The organism is Kitasatospora sp. NPDC034035 (assembly GCF_055575755.1).
In genome coordinates this window covers 30910-55964 of sequence record NZ_JBVISA010000034.1, presented here as the reverse complement: position 1 = coordinate 55964, position 25055 = coordinate 30910, and the positions used below count along the sequence as shown (strand labels likewise).

Below are 25055 nucleotides of genomic sequence, written 5' to 3'. Positions count from 1 at the left end.
GACCAGCCAAGGAGCCATCATGACCACTGACGTCACGATCATCGGCGCCGGACTCGGCGGCCTCACCCTCGCCCGGGTCCTGCACGTCCACGGCATCACCTCCACCGTCTACGAGGCCGACGCCTCGCCGACCGCGCGCCCGCAGGGCGGCCTCCTCGACATCCACGACTACAACGGCCGGATCGCCCTGCGCGCCGCCGGCCTCGACGACGAGTTCCGCACCCTCGTCCTCCACGGCCGCCAGGCCATGCGCATCCTGGACCGGAACGCGAACGTGCGCTACGAACAGGACGACGACGGCACCGGCGGACGCCCCGAGGTCCAGCGCGGCGACCTGCGCCGGATGCTCCTCGACTCGCTGCCGCAGGGCACCGTCCGCTGGGGTCACAAGGTCAGCGGCGTCCGCCCCCTGGGCGCGGGCCGCCACGAGGTGAGCTTCACCGACCACCCGCCCGTCACCGCCGCGGTGCTCGTCGGCGCGGACGGCGCCTGGTCCCGGGTCCGGCCGCTGCTCTCCTCCGCCGTGCCCCGGTACAGCGGCATGTCCTTCGTCGAGACCTACCTGTACGACGCGGACAGCCGCCACCCCGCGGCCGCCGAACTGGTCGGCGGCGGAGGGATGTTCGCCATCGACCCCGGCGAGAGGCAGCTCGGTGCGCACCGCGAGAAGGGCTCCACCCTGCACACCTACGTCGCGCTGCGCAAGCCGCGCGAATGGTTCGACGCCATCGACTTCGCCGACCCCGCCACGGCCACTGCCGGCATCCTGCGCGAGTTCGACGGCTGGGCCCCGGACCTCACCGCGCTGATCACCGCGAGTGACACTCCGCCGCTCTTCCGCCCCCTCTACACCCTGCCGATCCCCCACCGCTGGGAGCCCGTGTCCGGCGCCACCCTGGTCGGCGACGCCGCCCACCTCTCCCCGCCCGACGGCGAGGGCGCCAACCTCGCCATGCTCGACGGGGCCGAACTCGCCGAAGCCCTCGCCGCGCACCCCGACGACCCGGACGCGGCGATCGCCGCCCACGAACGCGCCATGTTCCTCCGCTCGGCCACCCACGGCCCCACCACCGAGGGTGAGACCACCGACAACCCCGCGCTCCAGGACGTCATCGACTTCTTCACCTACACCCCGCAGACCGCCTAGGGCGGGTGTCCGAGGGCAGTACGGCCGGTGCCTGGTCCAGCGCGCCGGCCGGGGCGTCGCCGCCGCCGCCCTGCGAACCCTGTGCCGCTGAACGGCGCCGTCGGCCGGTGGTGGTGGCTCCGTCCCGCGGTCCCGCCGTCCCGGCCGGGTTCTGGTTCCGGCCGGCTGCTGGTACCGGTGCTCCCGGTGGTGCTCCCTGTGGTGCTCGCCGGTCCTGCTGCGCCGCCGGCCCGCCAAGTGCCCTGCTGCTCCTGCCGGCCCGGCTGCCGGCCAGCCGGCCGCCCCCTGCTGCCTGGCGCCGTCCCCGTCCCCGCCCCCGGCCGTGGTCTGCCAGCCTGCCGCTGCCGCGCCGGTTGGTGTTGCCTGCCCCGACCAAGCGCGAGCAGGTGGCCGCCCTGGTCTCCGCCTCGGACGATCCGTGGTGGGAGGGGCGCTCCCAGTGTTGGTTGTGATGGAGGTTCAGACGGACCCGCCGTTGTCGCTGGTGGTGTTCCAGGCGGCGTGGTAAGCCGTGAGGGCTTCGCGTAGGCGCTGGGTCGGCGGGGGTGTGGGGGAGGCGGATGCGGCGGTGGGTGAGGTGGGCGGTGTCCCGGCGGGCATGGGGGAGTACCACGGTGTTGCGGTGGTCGATGGCGGTGATCAGGCGCTGGAGGACGTGGTCGGCGGCGGGGGAGAAGCCGGCCGTGCCGCGCGTGACGAGAGCGCGCACGGCGGCGAGGAGTTCGGCCTGGGCGGCGGTGAACGTCTCCTCCGTGCGGGCGTGCGGTGTCGGTGTGCCGACGGCCGGGGTCTGGTCCGCCGGGTCGGGCGGTGTCTCGCGTGCCGTGGTCCGTGCGGTTCGGCGGCGGGAAGGGAGGAGTTCGTCGTGGGCGGCCCTGCCGGCGAGTCCCAGTGAGGTCTTCTGCCGCTCGACACGCCAAGCGGTCAGGATCGGCTCCACCAGGGCCCAGCGGGCGTCGGACAGGTCACTTGGATAGGCTCTGCGCTGCGGCTTGCTCGTCATAACTCAACTGGTACGCCTGGGAGTTGAATCATCCCATCACTCACAGGAGTGAATCAGCTGTGTGGCATACGAGACATTTTACTTGAGGAGTGCTGGTCGAACGGGAGTCACCTGAACTCCCGACCCGACCGGTCCTCCTCCGCCGTCGTGACCTCCGCGTCCATCACATCGAGCGGCAGCATGACCGCACGCACCGGGTGGACGTCACGTCGCCGAGGCACCCGGCCGCACGGCGAGGCCAGAGCACCCACAGGCGCGACGCCTGGCGTACTGCCACCACCAGCGTCCTCGCAGCAGTGCGCAGCTTGTCACCCGAGCGGTGGGAGGCGAGGACGTCCGCAATGGCCAACCGGCGGCGACTGTGAAAATCGCTGTCCGATCACCGGAGCATGGTGATAGACATCCGGCGTGGAAAAGAATCTTGAGTTCCCCGACCTGTTGCGACTGATCGATGAACGGTCGACCGCCTTCCGTGCCGTGGTCGCCGCCGCGCCCGGTCTCGACGCACAGGTGCCGACCTGCCCTGGGTGGACGCTGTTCGATCTGGTGAAGCACCTGGGCGGGGGAGACCGCTTCTGGGCCGCCATCGTCGGCGCGGGGCCCGCCGACGCGCCCCCGGCCGAGGCCGTCGCCGCGCGCGCCGCGCTGGAAGTGCCGCAGGAGCGTGAGGCCCTGCTGGCCTGGCTGGACGCGTCGACGCAGCTTCTGCTGGGCGCCCTGCGCGAGGCAGGACCGGAGAGCGGTTGCTGGACGTGGTGGCCCGCGTCCCAGTCACCGCAAACCTCCGGCGGCACCGCCCGGCACCGGGTCCAGGAGACTGCGGTGCACACCTACGACGCCCAGCTCGCCGGGGGCGCCCCGCAGCCGCTGCCGGTCGAGCTGGCACTCGACGGTGTGGAGGAGTTCCTGTTCACCGTCTGCGCAACGCCGAGTGCCTGGCCGCACAAGCCCACGGCCTTCGACTTCCACGCCGCCGAGGGCCGCTCCTGGCGCCTCACCGTCGACGGCGACGGCGCACGCGTCACCCGCATCCCCGCGCCCACCGCCGCGACCGGCGAGGACACGGACGCAGCCGGCGCCTCCGTCCACGGCACGGCCAGTGAGTTGGTCCTCTACCTGTACGACCGGATCCAGGCCGACTCGTTGCACGTTGACGGAGACGCAGGGCTGCTCGACCTGCTCCGCGCCTGGGAGCCGGAGGAGAAGTAGGACACAGCGGGGGCGGTTGGCCGCGCCTCGAGCCGGTAAGACACGACTCTTCGCCAGGTTCGTCAGTCGCGGCCCCGGGCTCAAACCCGCGAGGCGGCCTCGGGGCGTCACCAAGCCGACCGTCTACCTGGATGGCAGTGCGAATTCGTCCGTCCCAGCGATCACGAGAAGCGACGCGACTGCCGTCGTCCCGATCTCGTCGAGAAGTCAGTCGATCGGGTGACTGCGGCGGCTGCCGTGCATGAGAACAGGGCCTCTTGGTAGCTCGAAGGGCGTCGAAGCCAACGTGCGGTCCAGGAGGCCCTGTTGTCGCATTTCTACGGCAACGCGGGAGTGGGGTCCACTTCGGCCACTCGCGCGTGTGACTGTCTGGCTCACAGGTTCGGGAACGCCAGAGACCACGGGGCGCGCGAGCGTCGGTATCCCACCGACATGTCGGACGCCGAGTGGGCGGTGGTCCGGCCACTGCTGCCGGTGCCGGGCTGGCTGCGGGGCCGGGGCGGGCAACCGGAGGCTTATTGCCACCGCGCGATGCTGGACGCGATCCGCTACCTGGTCGACAACGGCACGAAGTGGCGGGCCATACCTGCCGACTTCCCACCGTGGGACCCGCCTGGTCCGCGAGCGGGCCGGGCGGGACTCGGAGCCGGGCGCGGGCGTGATCGACTCGCAGTCGGTCAGAGCGGACGCGGTCGTCGGCTCTGACAGCCGCGGCTTCGACGGTGGCAAGCTGATCAACGGGCGCAAGCGGCACGTCGTGGTCGACACCCTTGGCCTGCTGCTCGCGGTGATGGTCACCGCAGCGGATGTGGGCGACCGCGCCGCGGCCCAGGTCCTGCTCACCCAGGTCATTGCCGCGCACAACCTGCTGGCCCTGGTCCGGGCCGACGGCGGATACACCGGCAGCCTCGTCGAGTACTGCCTCGCGGCCCTCGCCCTGGGCCTCGCCATCGTCAAACGCAGCGACGCATCGACCACCACCAGGCGGCCGACGCCATCACGTTCGATGACCCCGCCCGCTACGCCGCCGCTTCCTCAGCCGGCTGCGGGCGATGACCCGGTCCTCACCGGACAGCTCGGCCCAGAACTCGTCCCCCCACACCACATGAGAGGCCCGTACGGGCGGGAAGCTGACCGAGCAGCAGACCGCGCTCCTGGACGCGCTCCACCGGCACGCCGAGACCGTCGCCGGCTGACCCGCCCGTACGCCTCGCCGTCCCGGCCCACCCCGCCCGGGACGGCCCACCCCGTTCCCGACTCCCGGAGGCACCGCGCGATGACCGACACCACCCCCCGACCCCGCCGACGTGCGCGCGGCTGGGGCGGGCCGCCTCCGTAGCCGGCCCGCCCCCGCTGGCCGGGGTCTGGGCCGCCCGGTCCTGGACTCGCCGCTGGCGCGCGGCTCGATGTGGCTGCGCTGGACCGGTGACGACGGCATCCGCACCCCGCACCAGGGCGCCGGTCTGGCCCGCGGCTGGACGGAGAGGGACGTTGACGCCCTGGACGGCTGGGTGGCCCTGGTGGAGGGCCGGATCGTGATCGAGGCCGGCCCCGACGGCCAACCCGTCGTGCACGCCGAGGCCGGGTCGACGCTGCACGCCGCCCTGGCCCAGCACCCCGCCGACGACGACCAGGCCGACGACATCGAGCCCGATGCCCAGGAGCACCCGCTGCTCGGCGACGTCCGCATCCGGGTTCGCCGCCGGGCGGCCGGGAAGACCCTGGACACCAGCGAGCAGGCCCTGCACCAGGCCCGGTTCGGGGAGCGGTGCGCCGACCGGCATGCTGACGTCGGCCACGAATCCAGCGCCGCCACCGCGGCCGCCGCCCTGGCCGAATGGCAGCGCGTGCGCGACCACACCGCCGGCACCGGGGCCCGACGCCCACACGCCGCACTGTCGTCCAGCCGTCGCAGGTACGGGTCCGACGGTTCCGGTGCCGTGAACGGATGTGCCCGCGATCGACCTTTGTCGAGCCGGCAGCGGGGCTGACCCTCCGTCACGGTCGGCGGAGCCAGGGCCTGCAGAGCGCACTGCAGGAGCTCGCCCTGGCCCTGGCGGGGCGGCCCGGGTCACACCTGGCCGAGACCTTCGCGGTCCCGGTAAGCCGCTCCACGCTCCTGCGGCCATGCCGCTGGAGGCGGCCGAGTGCCCCGATGCCCTGCGATGCCGCGACCGCTTCGGCGGAGTCGGTCCCCGCGCCACGGCAGCCACATCATGTTCTGACGCAGCGGTTAGCTCATCCCTTCTCCGCACCGCCCGTAACGACACACGCGATGTGCTCCGCTGAATGGGTGAACTACCGGTCAACCCTCTTGTCTGCACGGAAGCTCAGATGACTTACTCGTAGCGTCCGATCAGGTGGGCCGCCCATCCCTCCGTTGGGGAAGGCCGCCCATGCAGGTTGGTGGTGTGGGTGCCTGCCGCACGTCCGCGAGGGCGCCCATCGGAGGAGGCTGTTGGCCGGGGTGCTCGTTCGGTGCACTGGCTGACGAGGGTGGCTCATACGTCCGAGGAGGCGTTCTTGCGAGCCATCACCATGCTTCGAGCGCTGTTCGGGACCGGCGCTGTCGGTGCGCTCGTGTTCACCGCCCCGGCGGCACACGCGCAGACCGCGCGTCCGGCGCTGGCGGTGATCGTGCCGTGCAGCGAAGCCGCGTTGGTGAGCGCCCTCAATGCGGCCAACGCCGCCGGAGGCGGGGACCTGAGCCTGGCACCGTTTTGCACCTACACCCTTACCAGCGCCCACAGTTCGGGGGGCGCCGGTGGACCGGCGGGGCTGCCGAACATCACCACGCCGATCACCATGACCGGGCTGGCCACCGAGATCTCCCGTGCGTCGGGAGCGCCCGCGTTTCGCATCATCGAGGTGGACGGGCCCTCGCATCTGCCCGCCGACAACGGTCAGCTCAGCTTGACCGCGGTCGCCATCAATAACGGTGACGCCGGTTTCGGGGTGGGCGGCGGCATCGCCAACCTCGGCGGGTCGGTCGCCGTGACCGGCGGAGGTGTCAGCAACAGCCGCGCCTCGTTCGGCGGCGGCATCTACACCGACACCGCGCTGACGATGACTGCCAGCAGCGTCACCGGCAACACCGCCACGGTCGACGGCGGCGGTATCTACAAGAACGCCGGCTCCGCCACGCTGCTCGTCACCAACGTCTCCGGCAACACCCCGGACAACTGCGCCGCCACCCCGCCCCTGACCGCGCCCTGCTGAGGCCGGCGGGCGGCCCACGGCGCCCAACTCGACCACAGAGCCGCAGGTTGACGGCGAAAGCGCCACATCGCCGTGCTCACGCCCCAGGCGCTGTGGCACCCAACCGATCAGCATCAGCGAAGGAGATCCGCCATGGCACCCTCCATCAGCTCCATCTCGCCCACCTCGGGCCACTCGGGTCAGACGATGACCATCACCGGCACCGGTCTGGGGAGCTTGAGCACCACCAAGGTGAACTTCGGCACCAGGACGGTCACGCCCACCGCCGCCAGCAGCACCTCCGTCACCCTCATCATCCCGTCGGGGTGCTCCGGTCAGGCCAACGTCATCGCGACCGTCTCCGGGGTCAACAGCAACAGCAGCGCCTTCTTCTACGTCGCCGCCCCGACGGTCACGTCGCTGACCCCCAGCATCGGCCCTGCCGTACCCGGCGCCATCGACGTCTTCGGCACCGGTTTCGCGACCGCGACCTTGGTGGCCTTCGGCACGGTCGGCACCGCTGTCCCCACCGTTCTGTCGGACAGCCACCTGACCGTCACCCCTCCGGGTCACGGCGCCTTCACCGACTGCACCGACTCGGCGGATGCGACCGTCACCGCCACCGGCGGCACCAGCTCCCCGATCGGGGCGGCCGGTCAGTTCACCTACTACAAGCTGCCGGCGGTCACCGGCGTGACGCCCGGCACGGGGCCGGCGGGCACCGCCGGGGTCATCGTCGCCGGCACCTGCTTCGTCGACGTCAGCTCCGTGACGTTCACCCCGGTCGGCGGTGGCGCGGCCGTGCCGGCCGACAACGTCAGCGTCTCCGCTGTGGGCACGCTCACCCTCGACGTCCCCGCCAGCCTGGCGGTGGGTACCACCTACGACATTCAGGTCACCACGCCCGGAGGCACCAGCCCGGCCGTCGCCGCTGACCAGTTCGCCGTCACCGTCTGAGCCCCGAGCCCCGAGCCTGGACACCGGAGCGGGCGCGCGGCCCTCCCGTCACCGCCTCCATCGGCGCGGATCCGACGGGCCGCGACCGCGGACCCACTGTGCCCTGGCCCGCCTACGGCGGCCAGGGCACCCTCATCAGCGATGCAAAGGAGCACCCGATGGCTCCGGTCATCAGCGGTATCAACCCCAACCACGGGCCAGCCGCAGGGGGTACGGCCGTCACGATCAGCGGCAGCGGCTTCACCGGCGCGACCTCGGTGAAGTTCGGAACCGCGCCGGTGCCATCCTTCACACTGGTCAGCGACAGCCAGATCATCACCACCGCTCCTGCGGGCACCGGTTCGGCCGCGGTCACCGTCACCATGCCGCTCGGCACGAGCAACGGCGTCACCTACACCTACGGTGCCGGGCCGGTGATCACCGGTCTGAGCCCGGCCTCGGGTGCGGCCGGCACCTCGGTGATCATCAGCGGCTCGGGGTTCACCGGTGCGTCGTCCGTGCACTTCGGAACCGCCTCGGCGACGTTCGCGGTGCTGAGCGATGCGCAGATCCAGGCCACGGTTCCCGCGGGTTCCGGCACCCTCCAGGTCACGGTCACCACACCGGCGGGCACCAGCAACAGTGCGGCCTTCACCTACACCGCCACACCCGCGATCACCGCGGTGAGCCCGGCCTCCGGGCCAACGGGCGCCGGCAACACGGTGACGATCAACGGCGCCGGGTTCACCGGCGCGACGTCGGTGCACTTCGGCAGCGCCTCGGCACTGTTCACGGTGGTCAACGATGCCCAGATCACGGCGACGGCTCCCGCGGGCACCGGTTCCGTCCCGGTCACCGTCACCACCTCGGCGGGCACCAGCAACAGCGTGGCGTACACCTACGTCAACGCACCCGTGATCACCGGCCTGACCCCGAACCAGGGACCGACCAGCGGCGGGAACACCGTCACCATCTCCGGCACCAACCTGTCGGGCGCGACCTCGGTGCTGTTCGGCACCCACGCCGCCACGATCACCGCCAACACCGGCATCCAGATCACGGTCACGGCACCCGCGGGAGCCGCGCAGTCGGTCAACGTCACGGTCACCACCTCGGCGGGCACCAGCAACCTTCTGCCCTACTTCTACGTCGCGTCCCCGGACGTCACCGGCCTGATTCCGACCATGGGTCCGAGTGGTGGCGGGAACACCGTCACCCTCTTCGGCTCCGGCCTGGCTCTCACCAGCGCCGTGCACTTCGGCTCCGCCGCGGCCACCAACACCAACGTGGTCTCCGACAGTCAGATCACGGTCACCGCGCCCGCCGGCACGGGGACCGTCCTGGTCACGGCCACCACACCAGGCGGCACCAGCACCATCGGGCTGGGCAACGCCTACTACATCTACGTCGCACCACCGGTCATCACCTCCCTCAGCCCCGCCCAGGGTTCGGTATCCGGCGGGGACGACGTCCTGATCAGGGGAAGCAACCTCACCTACACCGACGCCGCGCTCTTCGGCACCGCCCCGGCGTCCTTCGCCGCCGTCTCCGACACCATGGTCGTGGCCACCTCACCGGCCCATGCCGCCGGCCTGGCCACCGTCACCGTCCACTCCCCGGGCGGCACCAGCAACGGCGCCACCTTCCAATACCAGCCGTAGCCCACTCCGAACACCAGCGTCACTTGACTCGGAAGCCGGCCATGGCGGCGGCGGAGCCAAGGGCGATCAGCAGGTGCGACTTTCCGGCCCCGGAGTCCCCGATCAGGCAGAGAGGCTCGCCTTTGCGGATCCATTCGCAGCTGGCGAGGTTGTCGATCTGTGCCTGGTTGATGTTCGGGTTGGCAGAGTAGTCAAAGTCGGACAACCACTTCGGCTGGGGGAAGCCGGCCATCTGCAGGCGCCTCTCGGATCGGCGGCGGTCCCGCTTATCGCACTCGGTCATCAGCAGCTCGGCCAGCATGCCGCGGTAGGTGAGCTGATCGCGTTCAGCTCGTCGGATGATCTCCTGGTAGTGCGCGAGCACGGCCGGGAGCCGCAGGACTCGGCAGGCGGCCGGTGCGGCGGTACCCGCGCAGCCGGGTAGTGCACAGTGACCCCGCTGGGTGCGCTCGGCGGCCTCGCCGGCCCGATCGCATCACCTTCGACCCGCCGAACGGGCCAGGCCGGCTGCCGTAGTTCAGTCGCGGAGCCCGCGCCACACCGGTTGCCGGAGCCGGCCGCTGTCGGTCAGCTCCAGGAACTCGACCTCGGCGTGGAGCTCGGGCCGGACGAACCGGACCTCGGTGCCGCGCGCCAGCCCCAAACCGCCGCCGGCAGTGAAAGGCGACACCGGGACGGCGAGGCGGCGCAGCGCGGCCGCCAGCGCGCGTCTCTCGGGGCCGACCATGCCGCTGCTGACCGAGCCGACGAACAGCAGGCGGTCGTGGGGTGTGGTGGGGACGCCGACCAGGACGGCGCGCACCGAGTCCCCGGTCGGCCCGCCGGGTAGCCAGCCGCCGATCACGACGTCGGCGGTGCGCAGGTGCTTGATCTTGGTCCAGTCCCGGGAGCGGGTGCCGGGTCGGTAGAGGGAGTCGAGCCGCTTGGCGACGACGCCCTCCAGGCGGTGTTCGCGGGTCCACCCGTAGGCTTCGGCGACCGAGTTCCAGACCGGTGGCACCCGCAGGTGCGGCCGCTCCAGCTCCAGGCTCTCCAGCAGCTCGCGCCGGCGCGCGTACGGCTCGCCGAGCAGCGACCGCTCGCCGGTGTGCAGCAAGTCGAACGCGACGTACAGGGCGGGCGCGGCTGCCGCGCCGGCTTGCACCGCGGCCGGGCGGGTGTGGTGGATTCGGCCCTGCAGCGCGGCGAACGACGGGACGCCGGTGCGCATCACGACCAGCTCGCCGTCCAGGACCAAGGGGCCCCGGACCTCCGTCAGCGCGTCGGCGACCTCGGGGAACCGTCCGGTGAAGTCCGCCCCGGAGCGGCCCAGCAGCCGCACCGGCGCCGCCTCGGGCACGTACGCGACGGCCCGCGCCCCGTCCCACTTCAGCTCCCCGACCCACCCGGAACCGGACGGCAGCGGGCCGGCCGTCGCCAGCATCGGCTCGATGTGGGGCAGCCGCACCCGCGCGGACCCTCGGGCACTCACACCCACCATGGTGCCGCCGGACACCACCCGGAGCGGAACCGGATACGCCCGGCCAGCCGATACCAGTCATGCCCATCCGTCAGTGCGGACGACGGCCGCTGCGCGGGAGCCTGTGGGTGGGGTCGGCGTTGTGCCAGGCGGTGGTGATCTGCTCGAAGGCGTTCTGGAAAACGAGGTCGCGGTCCTGGCCGAGGAAGAGGGTGATGGCCCCGGTCTGCACGGTGGGCAGGTCGAGGGTGAGGACGGTGAGGTGCCGCAGTCTCACCTGCTGGCGGCTCTCAAGAATTCCCCTATGATCACACTCTGGAGTCACGCCCGCGGGGGCTGCAGCGATCGCGAACGCGGACTTGACCAGCCATTGCTAAAGGAGCGTCCGGCAGGCCGCCGGACGTGCCAATTAGCGAGCCGCAGCCGCTGCCCCAGTTCTGAAGGCAGACGCGAGCCCGCTCGCCGCCCGGGCCCGGCGGCAGCCGACGAGCCCACCGACCTCGAACGCCCGATACGCGTCGCCCAGCGGCGCGGCCAGGTCGACCCCCAGGCGCCGGTGCCAGAGCAGGTGCACCGCCTCCGCCCGCGCGACCGCCGGACACCGGATCGACTCCACCAGGAGCCGCGAGCTGATGCAGACCCTCCCGAAGGAGGAGAGCACCCACGAGTACGGGATCCACGGACAGTGGACCCGCCGCCCCGGCGGCCGCTGCTACCCCTGCCACGAGAAGCACCAGGAGCAGCAGGAGGAGGAGTCCGCCGCCGCGCTCAAGTGCCTGGAGGAGGACCGTCCGCAATGGCGAGTTCAGCGCTCCGCGCCGACGCTGAATGTCGGCGCGGAGTCCCGAGGCCGTCTCAGGTGCCGGTGGCCCACAGCGGCTGGTGGCTGGGGCCGTAGATGACGAGGTTGCCGTCCTGTTGGAATACGAGGGTCGCGCCCGAGTTGCCATAGGTGCCCGAGGCCCACAGCGCCGGGCTGCCACCGTACGCGTAGACGACGAGGTTGCCGTCGGGCTGGAACTTGGCGGTCGCGCCGGAGTGGTTCCAGGTGCCCGAGGACCAGATCGGGGTGGCGGTGTTGTTGTAGATGACGAGGTTGCCGTCGTTCTGCATGGCGAGCTCGTAGTTGTTGACGCAGATGGTCTCGCCGGGGGCGGTCCCGAAGCCCCCGTTGAAGGTCCAGTCGTCGTTGGAGTTGGTGTACTGGCACTGGTACGGGAACGGGTATCCGGCGTGCGCCGCGGGCGCGACGGTCATCGCGGCGGCGCTCGCGACGGTCAGGAGGCCCGCGGCCAGGGTCTTACGCATCGGTGGTGATGCGCCTGGTCGACGTCCTGCTCGTCGGTGCCGCAGCCGCCGTCCCGCCGCGCTCCTCCTTCTGCTGCTGCTGCACCAGCAGCGGTACGACGAGGAGCGAGAGGCCAAGGCCCAGGCCCAGCTGGAGGCAGCCCGCGCGGCCAACGCCGCGCTACTGCGCCCGGCCCGGTCGCTGTGACCTGCACCGGGGAGTGACCGGTGACAGCGAGGCCGGGTGGGGCGTACGGAAGCATGCCACCGGCCTATGTCCCTGTCTTTGCGCGGGCCGCGTGGGTACACGGCGTGAGCTGGCGCGTCGCAACCTGGTGCGCTTCGCGAGCCGCGTTCCACGCTCTCGTGCGTGCAGGAACGATCTTGCATCCTGAGGTCGGGCGCCTCCCGTCGACCTGGCCGTTCGGCCGTCACGCTGTGCTTGTCGATCACGGTCCGGGGCGGGGAGAAGGCCGGTGCCACGGGTTCGGCGCTCCGGCTCCCGCTGTGTCCTTCGGAAAGGGGTCTCATGTCCGACCGTCCAAGCCGTCTCAGGCGGCTTTATCGTGCGCTCGTCGTCCTGGCCCTGACGGCCGCTGTCGCAGCGCCCGGCACTGTCGCCTTCGGTGACTCCTCGCGCCCGCGTCCCGGGTCCCTGCGCCCGTGGGTGAAGTCCTGCGTCCGGTACCGGGGGCCGGCGGGGCTCATCGGCTGCCTCCGGGGGAGGCACCCCCAACCGAGGATGTCACAGACCCGCCTGACCTCCACCATCAGCGAACTGGCGACACCCACCGCCAATTCGGCCCCGGTCGGCATCACCGCAGGGCCGGACAGCGCCCTGTGGTTCACCGAGAACTCCGCCGACGCGATCGGGCGCGTCACCACGGGCGGCACGTTCACCGAGTATTCGGTGCCCACCACCGACGCGGGCCCGGCCGGGATCGTCACCGGGCCGGACGGCGCTCTGTGGTTCACCGAGTCGAACGTCGACAAGATCGGCCGGATCACCACCGGGGGCACCTTCACCGAGTACGCGGTCCCGACCTCCGGCGCCTACCCGTGGGGCATCACCGTCGGCTCGGACGGCGCCCTGTGGTTCGCGGAGCCCGGTGCCGACAACATCGGCCGGATCACCACCGGGGGCACGGTCACCGAATACGCGCTCCCCACCTCCGGCGTCTTCCCGCTGAGCATCACGGCCGGGTCGGACGGCGCCCTGTGGTTCACCGAAGTGCTGTCCGGAAGCATCGGCCAGATCACCACCGGCGGCACGATTACCGAGTACGCGGTCCCCTCACTGGCCTCACTGCCCATCGGCATCACCGCGGGGCCGGACGGCAACCTCTGGTTCACGGACGCCGGAGCAACACAGATCGGACAGGTCACCACGGCGGGCGTGTTCACCGGCTACGACCTGACGGATACCGCCTTCTTCCCGTTCCCGTGGGGCATCACCACCGGACCGGACGGCAACCTGTGGTTCACCGAGAACACCGGCAACGACATCGGCCAGATCACGACCTCGGGAACGATCACCGAACTGTCGGTCCCGACCTCGGACGCGAGCCCGCTGGAGATCGCCACCGGCTCCGACGGCAACCTCTGGATCACCGAGAACACCCCGAGCCAGATCGCAACGGTAACCCCCTGACGAGACCGACGGTGTGAACGATGGCGCCTCGAACTCGGCCCCGCCCCACATCTCTACCTCGGGCACCTCGAGCGCGGCATCTACCTCGATCGGCTTGTCCAGGCCGGCGAGACCACCGTGCTCGCCAACCCGTTCCCCCTCGACCTCGACCCCGCGGGGCCGGCCCAATAGTCCCAGGCCGGCCGTAAGCGAGCAGGCGTACATGTGACGTGATCCTGGGATCACGTCACATGTACGTGAAGGCAATGCAGGACACCCGGAGCCTGGCCGTCGGGCCAGCGATCTACCAGCCAGGCCCGACCCTCCCCTGCGCTCTTCCCCACCCCAGGACGCCCACCGCCTGCGTTTCCGGCCCCGTTCGGACTCGCCCAGGCTTCCCGCCGCCTCCGCGTTCGCCCGGGCCCGCCGGGGGGCCAGTTCCGCAGCGTGCTCGGCTGCACGCCCAGATCCCGCGCGACATCCGCGGCCGACTTCCCGGTCTCCGTCACGTTCCGCACCGCACCCGCGCGGAACTGCGCGTCGTACGAGCGCCTCTTCCCCGCCATGGCCCGCAACTTCCCCTCTGGTCACAACTCGCGCTACGAGGGGAATGTCACGGCCCGCCTCCCCCGATAGCCTGTCCGCGTGGACCCCGTGCAGGAGGCATCTGCGGCGAACCGGCCCGTGCTCTACGAGCGGGCCGGGCACGTCGCGCGCGTGACGTTGAACCGGCCCCAGGTGCTCAACGCGATGGACCTGCGGATGCACACGGAACTCGGCGAGGTCTGGGACGAGGTCGAGCGCGACGACGAGGTGCGGCTGGTCGTGCTGACCGGCGCGGGCGAACGCGCCTTCTCGGTCGGACAGGACCTCAAGGAGCGGGCGCGGCTCGACCGCGACGGGGCCCCGCCGACGACCTTCGGCTCGAAGGACCTGCCAGGGTGGCCGCGCCTGACCGACCGTTTCTCCCTGTCCAAACCGGTCCTGGCCCGGGTCCGCGGCTACGCCGTCGGCGGCGGCTTCGAACTGGTCCTCGCCTGCGACCTGGTGATCGCCGCGCAGAGCGCCGTCTTCGCCCTGCCCGAAGCCACCCTCGGGCTGGTCCCGGGCGCGGGCGGGGCCTTCCGGCTGGCCCGGCAGATCCCGCTCAAGGCCGCGATGGGGTACCTGCTCACCGGGCGCCGGATGTCGGCGGGCGAGGCGCTGGCCTTCGGGCTGGTCAACGAGGTCGTGCCGGACGAACGGCTGGACGAGTGCGTCGAGCGGTGGACGGCCGACCTGCTGCGCTGCGCGCCGCTGTCGCAGCGCGCCCTGAAGGAGGCCGTGATGCGCTCGGTGGACCTGCCGCTGGAGCAGGCGTTCACCACCCGCTACCGGTGGGAGCAGGCCCGCCGGGCCAGCGAGGACGCCAAGGAGGGGCCGCGCGCCTTCGCGCAGAAACGCGAACCGGTCTGGCGCGGGCGCTGAGACGGCCCCCGGTCGCCGGCGCGCCACCGCGCTGCGCCAAGGCTCTCCCGGCCCGTCGGCGGGCCGGGAGACCCCACGCCGCTTCGCCGCACCGCAGCGCCACCGGGCCCGGGTCAGCCGCCGCCCGCCCCGCCGAAGGCGGACTCGAACTCGTCGATGTCCTCCTGACCCAGCGAGATCAGCGAGAAGTCCGACGGGGTGTGACCCCCGGGGCCCTCGGAGGCGTGCCGGACCAGGCCCTCGAGCACCGCCCGCCAGCGCTCGGCGAGATCGCCCAGCTCAGCCCCGGTGAGCAGCCCGCGGGGTGACTCGAGGACGAAGCACAGCTCCGGTCCCTCGGGCAGGTCCCGCGCCGAGCCGTTGATCTCCAGCACGTGCCGCAGGGGCATCGACGGGTCGACGCCGCCGTCGGGTGCCGGGTGCTCGTCCGCCGGCGTCCATGGGCGCGGGCCGCCGCAGCCGGCCTGCGGGGAACCGTCCACCCCGGACGGCGCCCCGTCGGCGCCCGGGGAGCCCGGCTCCCCGCGCGGGCCGCCGAACCGGCCCAGGTAGTTGAACCCGATCTGCGGTGCCGCGAGGGGCTCGAGCACCGAACGGGTGGCCGGGTTCACGTACCTGAGCAGGCCGTAGCCGAGACCGTCGCCCGGCCCCTGCCGCAGCTGCTCCTTGACCCGCTTGATCAGCCGCGCGGCGTCCGCGCCGCCCGCCCGGACCTCGGCCGTGTCGATCGGACCGGGCTCCAGCCACACCGGGTGGACGGCGGTGAACCAGCCGAGGGTCCGCGTCAGGTCCATGTCCTCGGACAACGGCACCCGGCCGTGCGCCTCCCGGTCGATCAGGAAGCCCTCCGGGGCCCGCCCGCCGCGTGCGCGCAGCCACTCGTCCAGCGCCGCGGTGAGCCCGGACAGCAGCACGTCGTCGATTCCCGCGTGGTAGGCGGCGGGCAGCGCCGCCAGCAGCGATCCCGCCGTCCGCGCCGGAACGGTCAGCTCGGCGCGGGACAGCCCGCCTCCCACGGTGTCGGTCCGCGGGTCGAGCGGCCGGCCGGCGATCGGCGGCTCGACCCGGTCGAGCACCCGCCTCCAGGCAGGCAGTTCGTCCACCGTCTGCTGCGCCCTGGCCCGCTCCGCCAGGGCGCTCGCCCAGCGGCGGAACGAGGTGAGCTCGGGGGCGACTGCCGCCCTCGCCGCGTCCGCGCCCCCCGCGGCCAGGGCCGCGTGGGCGAGGGCCAGGTCGGGCATCAGGATCCGCCAGGAGACGCCGTCGATCACCAGGTGATGGGCCGTCAGCAGCACCAGGGTGCTCTGCGCGGCGCCGCGGTCGATGAGTACGGCCCGCAGCATCACGCCGTCCTGCGGCGCCAGCGCGGCCTCGGCGGCCGCGGCCTGTTCGTCGAGCAGCGCGTCCAGCCGCGTCCCGTCGAGGCCCACCGCCTCCACCCGGGTCACCAGGTCCGCCGCGGGCACCGCCGCGGGCGCGTGCGGCTCGGGGATCACCAGCCGCCCGTCCGCTTCCTCCAGCCGCGCCCGCAGCACGTCGTGCCGGTCGACGACGGCCTGGAGCACGGCGGCCAGCCGGTCGGGCGTCAGACCGGGCGGGGCGGTCAGCACCATCGACTGGCTGCCCGCGCGCGCCGCCGAGCCCGTGCGTGCTGCGATCTCGTGCATCACCGGGGTCAGCGGGACCGGGCCGCAGGGGACCTCCTCGGCGTGCACCGCCTCCGTGTCGTCGATCGACTCGGCCACCCGTGCGAGTTCCGCGGGTGTGCGCAGCTCGAAGATCTGGCGCGGGGTGACCGCCAGGCCGGCCTTGCGGGCCCGCCCCGCCAGCAGCATGGAGGTGATCGAGTCGCCGCCGAGGGCGAAGAAGGAGTCCTCGGCTCCCACCCGTTCAAGGTTCAGCACCTCGGCGAAGAGCCGGCACAGCAGTTCCTCCGTGTCGGTGGCGGCGGCTCGCCCCGCCGCGCTGGCGGAGAAGACGGGCAGCGGCAGGGCGGCCCGGTCGACCTTGCCGTTGGCCGTCACCGGCAGTGCGACGAGCACGGTCACCGAGGCCGGGACCATGTAGTCGGGCAGCTTCCCGGCGAGGTACTCCTCCAGCGCCCGCGGGTCGGGCGAGGCCTGATCGCCGTCGGCCGGCACGACGTACCCGGCCAGCCGCTTGTGGCCGCTCGCGTCCTCGAACGCGACCACGAGCGCCTGGGCGACGTCCGGGTGCGCGGCGAGCACGGCCTCGATCTCGGCCGGCTCGATGCGGAACCCGCGGATCTTGAGCTGTTTGTCGGCGCGGCCGAGGAAGAGCAGCTGCCCCTCACGGGTCCACTGCGCCAGGTCGCCGGTGCGGTACATCCGCGCGCCCTCGGGCTCGCCGTCGGCGGGGAAGGGGCAGGCGACGAAGCGTTCCGCGGTGAGCGCGGCGCGGCCGAGGTAGCCGCGGGCCAGCCCGGCCCCGGCGAGATAGAGCTCGCCCGTCATGCCGACGGGTACGGGCTTGAGGAACGCGTCGAGGACGAACGCCCTGGTGTTGTCCATCGGCCGGCCCAGCGGCACCACGTCGGGCACGGATTCTGCGTCGGTGAAGGGCAGTTGGGTGGCGAAGGCGGTGGACTCGGTCGGGCCGTAGGTGGTGCGTACGACCAGGCCGGGGTGGGAGCGTAGCAGCGTCCGGACGGCGTGCGCGGAGACGATGTCGCCGCCGGTGGAGACCTCGCGCACGCCGTCGAAGATGTGCGGGGCCTGCTCCGCGAGCACCCGGAAGTGCCCGGCCGTGGCGTGCAGGCTGGTCACCTTCTGGGCCGCGATCAGCCGGCCGCGCTCGACCGTGTCGATGTCCCCGGGGGGCACGAGCACCAGCCGGCCGCCGTGCAGCAGCGTCGTCCAGATCTCGTACGTGGAGGCGTCGAAGGCGTGGTTGGCCTGCACCAGCACCCGCTGGAGGGTCTCGCTCGACCAGCACTCGTCGAGGCAGAACGCGAGGACGCTGCCGTAGGTCACCGCGACGCCCTTCGGCAGGCCGGTGGAACCCGAGGTGTAGATGACGTACATGAGGTTCTCCGGCCGCACCCGCACCGGGGGCAGGGCCGCGTCGTCACCGTTCGAGGCGGGGGAGTGCGTACCCGTGCGGGCCGGCTCCAGGCGGAGCACCTCGGCGGGCGCGAACAGCGCGGCGTCGGCCAGGCCCCGCTCGGCGTTCGGCGTGTCGACCAGCACGACGGCCGCACCCGCCTCCGCCGCCACCGCGCCGAGCCGGGTGGCCGGGTGCCTGCCGTCCATCGGCAGGTACGCCGCACCGGCTTTCACCACCGCCAGCAGCGCGGTGATCAGCTCGGGTGAGCGCTCGGCCACCACGCCCACCAGTGTCTCCGGGCCCACGCCGAGCCCGGCCAGCCGGCGCGCCAGCCGGTTCGCCCGCCGGTCCAGTTCGGCGTAGGTCAGCTCGGCGTCCCCGGCCACCACGGCCACGGCCCCGGGGGTGCGGCGCGCCTGCTGCTCGAAGAGCTCGGCGAGCGTCGCACCGGGCAGTTCGCGGCGGGTCCGGTTCCGGGATCCGTTCAGTTCCTGCCGCTCCTCGCCGGTCAGCACGTCGAGCCGGCCCAGGGGCACGTCCGGGTCGTCCGCGACCTGGCGCAGCACCAGGAGCATCCGGTCGACCAGGCCGCGGGCGGTGCGCTCGTCGAACAGGTCGGGCCGGTAGTCCAGTCGGACCTCGATGTCGTCGGTCGGCGTGATCACGATGGTCAACGGGTAGTGGGCGGCCTCCTCGCCGCCGCCGGCCGAGACCCGGATGGCGGCGGGGCCCGGCCGATCGTCCCCGGGCCGCAGACCCGGCGGACCGTCCTGCCCGTCGGCGGGCGGCGGCCCCGGGGGCAGCGGGCCGCCGCCCTGCTCCCCGCTGCTCAGCGCCGTGCCGCCCAGCCCCTCGCCGCAGGGCGGGGGACCGTCGGGCCGCGGCGCCCGGTCCTGTCCGCCGGGCGGCGGCGCCGGGGCCACCATCGGGCCGCGCGGGTAGTTCTGGAAGACCAGCAGGGTGTCGAAGACCGCGCCGGGGCCGCAGGCGCGCTGGATCTCGGGCAGGCTCAGCTGCTGGTGGTCGAGCAGGGCGGCCTGCTGGTCCTGCAGCGCCGCCATGGCCTCGCGGAAGGGCACGGCCGCGTCCAGCGGCACGCGCACCGGCACGGTGTTGATGAACAGCCCGACCATCCGGTCCGCGTGCGGCACCTCGGCGGGGCGGCCGGAGACGGTCGCGCCGAAGACCGGGTCCAGCCGGCCGGACAGCTTGCCCACCAGCAGCGCCCAGGCGACCTGGAAGACCCGATTGAGGGTGACCTCGGCGGCGCGTGCCGTCTCCCGCAGCCGGTCGGCGAGGTCGTCGCCGAGCCGGTCGACCACGTGCCGGAGCACCACCGGCGGGCCGCCGCGGTCGTCGGGGCCCACCAGGGTGGGCTCCTCGGCGCCGGCCAGCATCGCGCGCCACGCCTCGCGCGCGGCGTCGGTGTCCCGGCGCACCAGCCAGGCGAGGTAGTCGCGGTACTGCGGCACCTTCGGGAGCACCGAGGGGTCGCCGCCGTTGCCGTAGACCGCCCACAGCTCGTGGAACAGGACCGGCAGCGACCAGCCGTCCATCAGGATGTGGTGCATCGTCACCACCATCCGGTGCCGGCCGGGGCCCACGCGCAACAGCAGTACCCGCAGCAGCGGCGGCATGCCGAGGTCGAAGCGCCGCGCGTCGACCGCGGCCAGGCGTCCGGCCTCCTGCTCGGCCTGCTCGTCGCCCAGTGCGCCGAGGTCGGCGTACGTCCACGGGATCCGCACGCCCTTGGCGATCACCTGGACGGTGTCGCCGGCCGAACGGGAGCGGAAGCCGGCCCGCAGGCTCGCGTGCCGCTCCAGCATCGCCTGCCAGGACGCCTTGAGCGCCTCGGGCCGCAGATCGCCGTCGAGGTTGAGGATCCGCTGTCCCACGTACACGTCCCGGGGCGCGTCCTGGTCGTACGAGGCGTGGAACAGCAGCCCCTCCTGCAGTGGGGACAGCGGCCACACGTCCTCGACCGTCAACTGGGTCATCTGGCACCTCCGTGGATACCCCCGGCCTCGGCCGGGGAAGGAAACGGACTTCCCGCGTGGCGGGGCAAGAGGCGGCGTTTCGCCGTCAAGGCGGACCGCTGCCCCCACTGCCGTGGTTGCCGTGCGTGATGGGTTGATCACGCCAATTCGGGTGGGAGCCGAGTCCCGGATCGGCCTACCGCCGGGCTGGCGGGAAGTCAGGTCTGTGGAGCTGATGTAGGACCGACGGGCGGTACACCGCCCCTTCGCTGGTAACCCCAGGTCGGCAACCGGCTGTGAAGCAGAAAACCCGACCCGTGAGGGTTGGATCCTCCGGCTTCAGTCGGAGGGGGATGTCAATGTGCTCTCCCTTCGGGTCGGTCGGGGTCCGGTGCGGTCTCGGGCGGCGGCAGCCGGCGCAGGGGCCCTCCGCCGGGCGGCAGCGGGCGAAGGTCGCCGTAGCCGTTCGCCGAGTGCTGCTCGGTTTCCGGGCGCGGCGCGGGCGGCTTGGCGAACTGGGTACGGTAGAGCTCCGCGTACTGGCCGCCGCCGTCGACGAGTTCGGTGTGCCGGCCGCGTTCGACCACGCGCCCACCCTTGAGCACGAGGATCTGGTCGGCTTCGCGGATCGTGGACAGACGGTGGGCGATCACCAGTGCGGTGCGGCCGGCCAGGGCGGTCCACAGCGCCTTCTGCAGTGCCGCCTCGGACTCCGAGTCCAGGTGTGCCGTGGCCTCGTCGAGCACGACCACGGACGGCTTCTTGAGCAGCAGCCGCGCGATCGACAGGCGCTGCTTCTCGCCGCCGGAGAAGCGGTAGCCGCGGTCGCCCACGACGGTGTCCAGGCCGTTGGGGAGCGCGGAGACCATGTCCCAGATCTGCGCGGCCTCGCAGACCTCGACGAGCTCCGCCTCGGTGGCGCCCGGTTTGGCGTAGAGCAGGTTGGCGCGGATGGTGTCGTGGAACATGTGCGCCTCCTGCGTCACCATGCCGACGGTGTCGTGCAGCGAGGCCAGGGACAGGTCGCGCACGTCGTGGCCGCCGATCCGCACGGTGCCCCCGGTGGGCTCGTAGAGCCGCGCCACCAGCTGGCTGACCGTGGTCTTGCCCGCGCCGGAGGGCCCGACGAGCGCGGTCAGCCGGCCCGCCGGGGCGCGGAAGCTCACCCCGCGCAGCGCGTGGGTGTCGCCGGAGCGTTCCGGCGCGGGCAGCGACAGCGTTTCGAGCGAGGCGAGGGAGATCTCTCCCGCCGCGGGATAGCGGAAGGAGACGTCCTCGAACTCGACCTCCGGGGCCCGGGACCGGGCCGCGGCGGGCAGTGTGACCGGGTCGGGCCGTTCCACGATCAGCGGTTTGAGGTCCAGCACCTCGAACAGCCGGTCGAAGGAGACGAGCGCGGTCAGGTAGTTCGACTGCAGGTTGGAGAGCTGGTTGATCGGGCCGAAGAGCCGTGCCAGGAGGGTGGCCAGGGCCACCAGCGAGCCGATCTGCATGGCCCCGTCGACCACCAGCTCGCCGCCGACGCCGTAGACCGCCGCCGTGGCGAGCGACGCCAGCAGCGTCACCGTCACCAGCAGCATGCGCGAGTAGACGGAGGTGACCACGCCGACGTCCCTGACCCGCGCCGCGCTGTCGGCGAACCGCCGGGCCTCGCTCTGCGGCCGGCCGTAGAGCTTGACCAGCAGCGCACCGGCCACGTTGAAGCGCTCCTGCATGAGCGAGCCGAGTTCGGCGTCCAGTTGCATCGACGTGCGCAGGTTGCGCTGCAGCCGGCGCCCGACGACGCGGCCCGGCAGCACGAAGAGGGGCACCGTGACGAGCACGACCAGGCCGACGACCCAGGACAAGTAGAAGATCGTGGCGATCACCAGGCCCAGTACCACCAGACTTGAGAGCACGTTGGACAGCAGCACGGTCACCGCCTGCTGGGCCTCCATCACGTCGGTGTTGAGCCGGCTCACCAGCGAACCGGTCTGCGTCCGGGTGAAGAACGCCAGCGGCTGCCTCTGCACGTGCTCGAAGACCTCGGTGCGCAGGTCGTAGATGAGCCCTTCGCCGATGCGCGCCGAACTGCGGCTCACCAGGAAGCCCACCAGCGCCTGCAGCAGTGCCAGGCCCGCCACCGCGGCGGCGGCGCCCGCCACGACGCCCCGGTCGCGGGGCATGATGCCGTGGTCGATGAGCACCTTGAACAGCAGCGGCGTGGAGACGGTGATGACGGCGTCGAGCACGGTCAGGCTCAGCAGCGCGGCGATCTGCCGACGGTAGGGCAGCAGGTAGGGCCGGATCCGCCGCGAGGTGCCGGGCCTGACGTGCCCCCGGGTCGGCTCCGCGCCGTCGCCGCCGGTGGCCCGTACCGTGATCAGCGGGCCCGGGCCGGCCATCATGTTGCGGCCACCTGGGCGCCGCCCGGCACCGTGACCGGGCCCGGCGGTCGCTGGTCGGTCCAAGCGCGGTCGATGTACGCCAGGCACTCGTCGCGGGCGCTCCGGCCGTAGGCGATCCGCCACCCGGTCGGCACCTGCGCGAACGCGGGCCACAGCGAGTACTGGCCCCGCGGATTGATCAGCACGAGGTAGGAGGCGTCCGGGTCGTCGAAGGGGCTGGTCATCTGATACCTCCGTGGATGCCCCCGGCTTTGGCCGGGGGAGGAAACGGACTTCCCGCGTAGCGGGGTAGGAGTCAGCGTTTCGCCGTCAAGGCGGACCGCTGTCCCCGCTCCTCGGGTCACTGTGCGTGATAGTTGATCGCGCCAATTCGGGGTGACAACCGAGTTCAGGGCCGGCCTCCCGCCGGGCTGGCGGGAAGTCAGGTCTGGGGAGCTGATGTAAGACCGATGGGCGGTACACCGTCCCTTCGCTGGTAGCCCCAGGTCGGCAACCGGCTGTGAAGCAGGAAGCCCGACCCGTGAGGGTTGGAATCCTCCGGTTTCAGCCGGTGGAGGATGTCAACTCGGTCTCCTTGTCGTTCGGGTACCGGCCGCCGGGCGGCGGCGGGGGAGGGGAAGGCGGCCCTGGCACGGCGTCAACCGGGCGGGCGCGCCGTGAAACGGCCCGCCTTGCCGAGCACGTCCGCCGCGTGGACGCGCAGCGCCTGCTGGACCGCGAACTCCGCCATGTATGCGCGGAAGCCGTCCGCCGGCTCCAGGGCAAGGTTCACCATGCGGCGGTTGGCGGTGACGGCCGGGTCGCGCAGCAGCTCCAGGGCGCGCTCGACGGCCCGGTCGAGGTCCGCCGGGTCGACGACCTGGTCGACGAGCGTGCGGGCCTCGGGGTCGGTCGCACGCACCCGCCGGCCGCCGAGGATGATCTGCCGGGCCAGCCGGGGGCCGGTCACCGCGGGGAGCCGGAAGTCCGCCGCGCCCGGGACGATCCCCTCCTGCGCGGCCGGCAGGCTCAGGTAGGCGTCGGAGGCCGCGAGCACGTGGTCCACCGCGAGCAGCAGCTGCATGCCGCCGCCGATCGCGAAGCCGTCCACCGCGGCCACCCACGGCATGTCGGTGAGCGGGTAGCGCCACGACGCCCCGTCCGTGCGCAGCCCGAGCAGCAGCTTCCGGAGATAGCCGAGCTCACGGCGCAGCAGGAAGCCGACGAGCGTGATCTCGCCCGCGTGCAGGTGCTTGAGGTTGATCCCGGCGCTGAACACCCGGCGGCCCGCGTAGCGCGGGTGCGTCATCTCGCCGCCCCGGACGAGCCCGATCTCGCAGCGCCGGTCCAGCAGCGCGAGGTCGACCGCGGTCTCCATGTCGTCGACCTGCTGCTCGTCCTCGGCGTTGAGCCGGTCTCCGGCGCACATGGTGATCCGGGCCACCCCCTCGCGCCGCTCCAGCCTCGTGCTCTCCAGCCGGACCACCCCGGTGGCCTCGAACTCCCCGAGCAGGCCCAGCGCGCGCTCGGTGGGCCGGAGCATGGAGTCCATCAGGTGGTCGCCGGCGGCCGGGCAGCGCAGCAGGCCGCGCAGGAAGACGCCCAGGTCGATCTCGTAGCCCAGGCGCTCCCGCACCGGCGTGGCACGCTCCGCCCGCAGCTGCGCGGGCGTGGGCACCAGACCGGGCACCACGAACGCTGCGCCCTCCACCAGGCCGTCGAGCCGGAGCCGGCGGGTACGGTCCCCGGTGAGCCGGTCGTACAGCGGCTCGGCGTGGCAGTCCAGGAAGGCGGTGCGCTGCGCGCGGGCGGCCTCCAGCGCCTGCTCGGTACGGGCGCGCGGCTCGCCGGTGCGCGGCCCGGGCTCCGGAAACGGCGGCAGCAGCCGGGCCGCCCGCTCGAACCCGTCCGCGGCGCGTCCCCGCACGGCGGCCGGCGCCTGCGCGTTCGACGTGCTCACGCCGTCACCTCGTTCGCCGCCTGGGTGCGCCGCAGCGAGCGGTCGCAGGCGGCCAGGTGCGGGCCCAGCGCGTCCTCGAAGCTCATCCACTGGGCGTCGAAGGCCAGTTGGCGGCGGATCGCGAGTTCGGGGCCGGACAGGCGGCGCAGCATCCGGGCGGCGGCCGCCAGGGTGCGCCCGGGGTCCTTGCTCACCTGGTCCACCAGGCACCGCTCCAGCGCCTCACGAGCGGTGATCGGCACCCCGAAGAGCACCGTGCGGCGCGCCGAGGCCAGCCCGAGCTGCTGGACCAGTCGGAAGCCGGCCATGCCCGGCCAGGTCCCCTGGTCGTGGAAGGACAGCAGCAGCCGCAGGTCCGGCGCCGCCACCCGGACGTCAGCCGCCAGCAGCAGGTCCAGCGCGGCACCGCCGCACTCCCCGCTCGCCGCCGCCAGCGTGGGCAGTCGCAGCCGCTCGAAGCGCCGAACGGCCCGCTCCCACTTCGTGACGGCGGCCACGTCGGACACCTTCGCCACCGCCTCGCCCGTCGGGGCGCCGGAGACGTACAGGGTCGCGAAATCGGCCCCGGTGGACTCCGCCTCGTCGCACAGGGCGGAGACGGCGTGGGCCAGTTCGGCCGAGATCTCCCGGCTGCCGTCCACATGCAGCGCGGGGCTTTCGGGGAGTGCGTTGACGGGCATGGCGGTCTTC

General features: G+C 72.7%; 20 protein-coding genes and 2 pseudogenes. 11 read left to right on the top strand and 11 right to left on the bottom strand.

What is annotated here, in order from left to right; translation table 11 throughout:
* Window positions 1-19 precede the first annotated feature (19 nt).
* On the top strand, window positions 20-1147 hold the full coding sequence (locus ACZ52J_RS34655) for an FAD-dependent oxidoreductase (protein WP_465624470.1): 1128 nt from the start codon (window positions 20-22) through the stop codon (window positions 1145-1147).
* An 895-nt stretch (window positions 1148-2042) separates the two neighbouring features.
* On the opposite strand, the pseudogene ACZ52J_RS34650 reads toward ACZ52J_RS34655, so the two are convergent.
* Window positions 2043-2150 (bottom strand): annotated as a pseudogene (locus ACZ52J_RS34650) (IS5 family transposase); the annotation flags it as partial.
* A gap of 408 nt (window positions 2151-2558) precedes the next feature.
* Here ACZ52J_RS34650 and ACZ52J_RS34645 point away from each other — a divergent pair.
* The 7 genes from ACZ52J_RS34645 (at window position 2559) to ACZ52J_RS34615 (ending at window position 9154) form a co-directional block, all read left to right on the top strand.
* A complete protein-coding gene (locus ACZ52J_RS34645; protein WP_465624468.1) occupies window positions 2559-3359 on the top strand; it encodes a maleylpyruvate isomerase family mycothiol-dependent enzyme in 801 nt (266 codons plus the stop codon).
* A gap of 432 nt (window positions 3360-3791) precedes the next feature.
* Window positions 3792-4064, top strand: a complete 273-nt coding sequence (locus ACZ52J_RS34640; protein WP_465624466.1) for a transposase — start codon at window positions 3792-3794, stop codon at window positions 4062-4064.
* Complete coding sequence (locus ACZ52J_RS34635; protein ID WP_465624464.1) at window positions 4018-4698, top strand: transposase; 681 nt, start codon at window positions 4018-4020, stop codon at window positions 4696-4698. Before ACZ52J_RS34640 ends, ACZ52J_RS34635 begins: the two co-directional genes overlap by 47 nt.
* On the top strand, window positions 4667-5350 hold the full coding sequence (locus ACZ52J_RS34630) for a hypothetical protein (protein ID WP_465624462.1): 684 nt from the start codon (window positions 4667-4669) through the stop codon (window positions 5348-5350). The genes ACZ52J_RS34635 and ACZ52J_RS34630 overlap by 32 nt, the downstream gene beginning before the upstream one ends.
* 532 nt (window positions 5351-5882) lie before the next feature.
* A complete protein-coding gene (locus ACZ52J_RS34625; protein ID WP_465624460.1) occupies window positions 5883-6578 on the top strand; it encodes a hypothetical protein in 696 nt (231 codons plus the stop codon).
* Window positions 6579-6710: 132 nt separating this feature from the next.
* Window positions 6711-7514, top strand: coding sequence for an IPT/TIG domain-containing protein (locus ACZ52J_RS34620; protein WP_465624458.1), 804 nt, complete (start codon window positions 6711-6713; stop codon window positions 7512-7514).
* A 158-nt stretch (window positions 7515-7672) separates the two neighbouring features.
* On the top strand, window positions 7673-9154 hold the full coding sequence (locus ACZ52J_RS34615; protein ID WP_465624456.1) for a beta strand repeat-containing protein: 1482 nt from the start codon (window positions 7673-7675) through the stop codon (window positions 9152-9154).
* Between the two features lie 22 nt (window positions 9155-9176).
* On the opposite strand, the pseudogene ACZ52J_RS34610 reads toward ACZ52J_RS34615, so the two are convergent.
* From ACZ52J_RS34610 to ACZ52J_RS34600, 3 genes and pseudogenes are all read right to left on the bottom strand, one after another.
* Window positions 9177-9566 (bottom strand): annotated as a pseudogene (locus tag ACZ52J_RS34610) (ATP-binding protein); the annotation flags it as partial.
* 105 nt (window positions 9567-9671) lie between these two features.
* Window positions 9672-10625 carry an ATP-dependent DNA ligase gene (locus ACZ52J_RS34605; RefSeq protein ID WP_465624454.1) on the bottom strand — a complete coding sequence of 318 codons (954 nt, stop codon included), beginning with the start codon at window positions 10623-10625 and terminating at the stop codon, window positions 9672-9674.
* A 79-nt stretch (window positions 10626-10704) separates the two neighbouring features.
* Window positions 10705-10890, bottom strand: a complete 186-nt coding sequence (locus ACZ52J_RS34600) for a hypothetical protein (RefSeq protein ID WP_465624452.1) — start codon at window positions 10888-10890, stop codon at window positions 10705-10707.
* A gap of 355 nt (window positions 10891-11245) precedes the next feature.
* Here ACZ52J_RS34600 and ACZ52J_RS34595 point away from each other — a divergent pair, with 355 nt between their 5' ends.
* Window positions 11246-11515 (top strand): hypothetical protein, encoded by a 270-nt coding sequence (locus ACZ52J_RS34595; RefSeq protein ID WP_465624450.1) that lies wholly within the window; start codon window positions 11246-11248, stop codon window positions 11513-11515.
* On the opposite strand, the gene ACZ52J_RS34590 is transcribed toward ACZ52J_RS34595, so the two are convergent.
* Entirely contained in the window at window positions 11469-11921 is a 453-nt protein-coding gene (locus ACZ52J_RS34590) for a hypothetical protein (protein ID WP_465624448.1), read from the bottom strand. The genes ACZ52J_RS34595 and ACZ52J_RS34590 overlap by 47 nt on opposite strands.
* A 721-nt stretch (window positions 11922-12642) precedes the next feature.
* Here ACZ52J_RS34590 and ACZ52J_RS34585 point away from each other — a divergent pair.
* Window positions 12643-13551: a Vgb family protein gene (locus ACZ52J_RS34585; protein WP_465624446.1), complete on the top strand. Its 909-nt coding sequence runs from the start codon at window positions 12643-12645 to the stop codon at window positions 13549-13551.
* A 221-nt stretch (window positions 13552-13772) separates the two neighbouring features.
* Here ACZ52J_RS34585 and ACZ52J_RS34580 read toward each other — a convergent pair whose 3' ends face one another.
* Window positions 13773-14096, bottom strand: coding sequence for a transposase (locus tag ACZ52J_RS34580; protein ID WP_465624444.1), 324 nt, complete (start codon window positions 14094-14096; stop codon window positions 13773-13775).
* A 79-nt stretch (window positions 14097-14175) separates the two neighbouring features.
* Between ACZ52J_RS34580 and dpgD the strand changes: the two genes are divergently transcribed.
* On the top strand, window positions 14176-14997 hold the full coding sequence (gene dpgD / locus ACZ52J_RS34575) for an enoyl-CoA-hydratase DpgD (RefSeq protein ID WP_465624442.1): 822 nt from the start codon (window positions 14176-14178) through the stop codon (window positions 14995-14997).
* Between the two features lie 113 nt (window positions 14998-15110).
* On the opposite strand, the gene ACZ52J_RS34570 is transcribed toward dpgD, so the two are convergent.
* The 5 genes from ACZ52J_RS34570 to dpgB all read right to left on the bottom strand — a co-directional run bounded on the left by ACZ52J_RS34570 (window position 15111) and on the right by dpgB (window position 25045).
* On the bottom strand, window positions 15111-20060 hold the full coding sequence (locus ACZ52J_RS34570) for an amino acid adenylation domain-containing protein (RefSeq protein ID WP_465624440.1): 4950 nt from the start codon (window positions 20058-20060) through the stop codon (window positions 15111-15113).
* A gap of 335 nt (window positions 20061-20395) precedes the next feature.
* The gene (locus ACZ52J_RS34565; protein ID WP_465624438.1) at window positions 20396-22426 is read right to left on the bottom strand and encodes an ABC transporter ATP-binding protein; all 2031 of its coding nucleotides are present in this window, start codon (window positions 22424-22426) and stop codon (window positions 20396-20398) included.
* On the bottom strand, window positions 22423-22650 hold the full coding sequence (locus ACZ52J_RS34560; RefSeq protein WP_360509477.1) for an MbtH family protein: 228 nt from the start codon (window positions 22648-22650) through the stop codon (window positions 22423-22425). The genes ACZ52J_RS34565 and ACZ52J_RS34560 overlap by 4 nt, the downstream gene beginning before the upstream one ends.
* 413 nt (window positions 22651-23063) lie before the next feature.
* On the bottom strand, window positions 23064-24365 hold the full coding sequence (dpgC, locus tag ACZ52J_RS34555; protein WP_465624436.1) for a (3,5-dihydroxyphenyl)acetyl-CoA 1,2-dioxygenase DpgC: 1302 nt from the start codon (window positions 24363-24365) through the stop codon (window positions 23064-23066).
* Window positions 24362-25045, bottom strand: a complete 684-nt coding sequence (dpgB, locus tag ACZ52J_RS34550) for an enoyl-CoA-hydratase DpgB (RefSeq protein ID WP_465624434.1) — start codon at window positions 25043-25045, stop codon at window positions 24362-24364. Before dpgB ends, dpgC begins: the two co-directional genes overlap by 4 nt.
* Window positions 25046-25055 lie beyond the last annotated feature (10 nt).

What these genes read in the sequence shown, in the direction of transcription:
- ACZ52J_RS34590 (WP_465624448.1), bottom strand. Translation starts at nt 11,921, where the DNA reads ATGCGTAAGACCCTGGCCGCGGGCCTCCTGACCGTCGCGAGCGCCGCC.
- ACZ52J_RS34595 (WP_465624450.1), top strand. Translation starts at nt 11,246, where the DNA reads ATGCAGACCCTCCCGAAGGAGGAGAGCACCCACGAGTACGGGATCCAC.
- ACZ52J_RS34570 (WP_465624440.1), bottom strand. Translation starts at nt 20,060, where the DNA reads ATGACCCAGTTGACGGTCGAGGACGTGTGGCCGCTGTCCCCACTGCAG.
- ACZ52J_RS34585 (WP_465624446.1), top strand. Translation starts at nt 12,643, where the DNA reads ATGTCACAGACCCGCCTGACCTCCACCATCAGCGAACTGGCGACACCC.
- ACZ52J_RS34620 (WP_465624458.1), top strand. Translation starts at nt 6,711, where the DNA reads ATGGCACCCTCCATCAGCTCCATCTCGCCCACCTCGGGCCACTCGGGT.
- ACZ52J_RS34655 (WP_465624470.1), top strand. Translation starts at nt 20, where the DNA reads ATGACCACTGACGTCACGATCATCGGCGCCGGACTCGGCGGCCTCACC.
- ACZ52J_RS34560 (WP_360509477.1), bottom strand. Translation starts at nt 22,650, where the DNA reads ATGACCAGCCCCTTCGACGACCCGGACGCCTCCTACCTCGTGCTGATC.
- ACZ52J_RS34615 (WP_465624456.1), top strand. Translation starts at nt 7,673, where the DNA reads ATGGCTCCGGTCATCAGCGGTATCAACCCCAACCACGGGCCAGCCGCA.
- ACZ52J_RS34640 (WP_465624466.1), top strand. Translation starts at nt 3,792, where the DNA reads ATGTCGGACGCCGAGTGGGCGGTGGTCCGGCCACTGCTGCCGGTGCCG.
- ACZ52J_RS34580 (WP_465624444.1), bottom strand. Translation starts at nt 14,096, where the DNA reads ATGGCGGGGAAGAGGCGCTCGTACGACGCGCAGTTCCGCGCGGGTGCG.
- ACZ52J_RS34565 (WP_465624438.1), bottom strand. Translation starts at nt 22,426, where the DNA reads ATGATGGCCGGCCCGGGCCCGCTGATCACGGTACGGGCCACCGGCGGC.
- dpgB (WP_465624434.1), bottom strand. Translation starts at nt 25,045, where the DNA reads ATGCCCGTCAACGCACTCCCCGAAAGCCCCGCGCTGCATGTGGACGGC.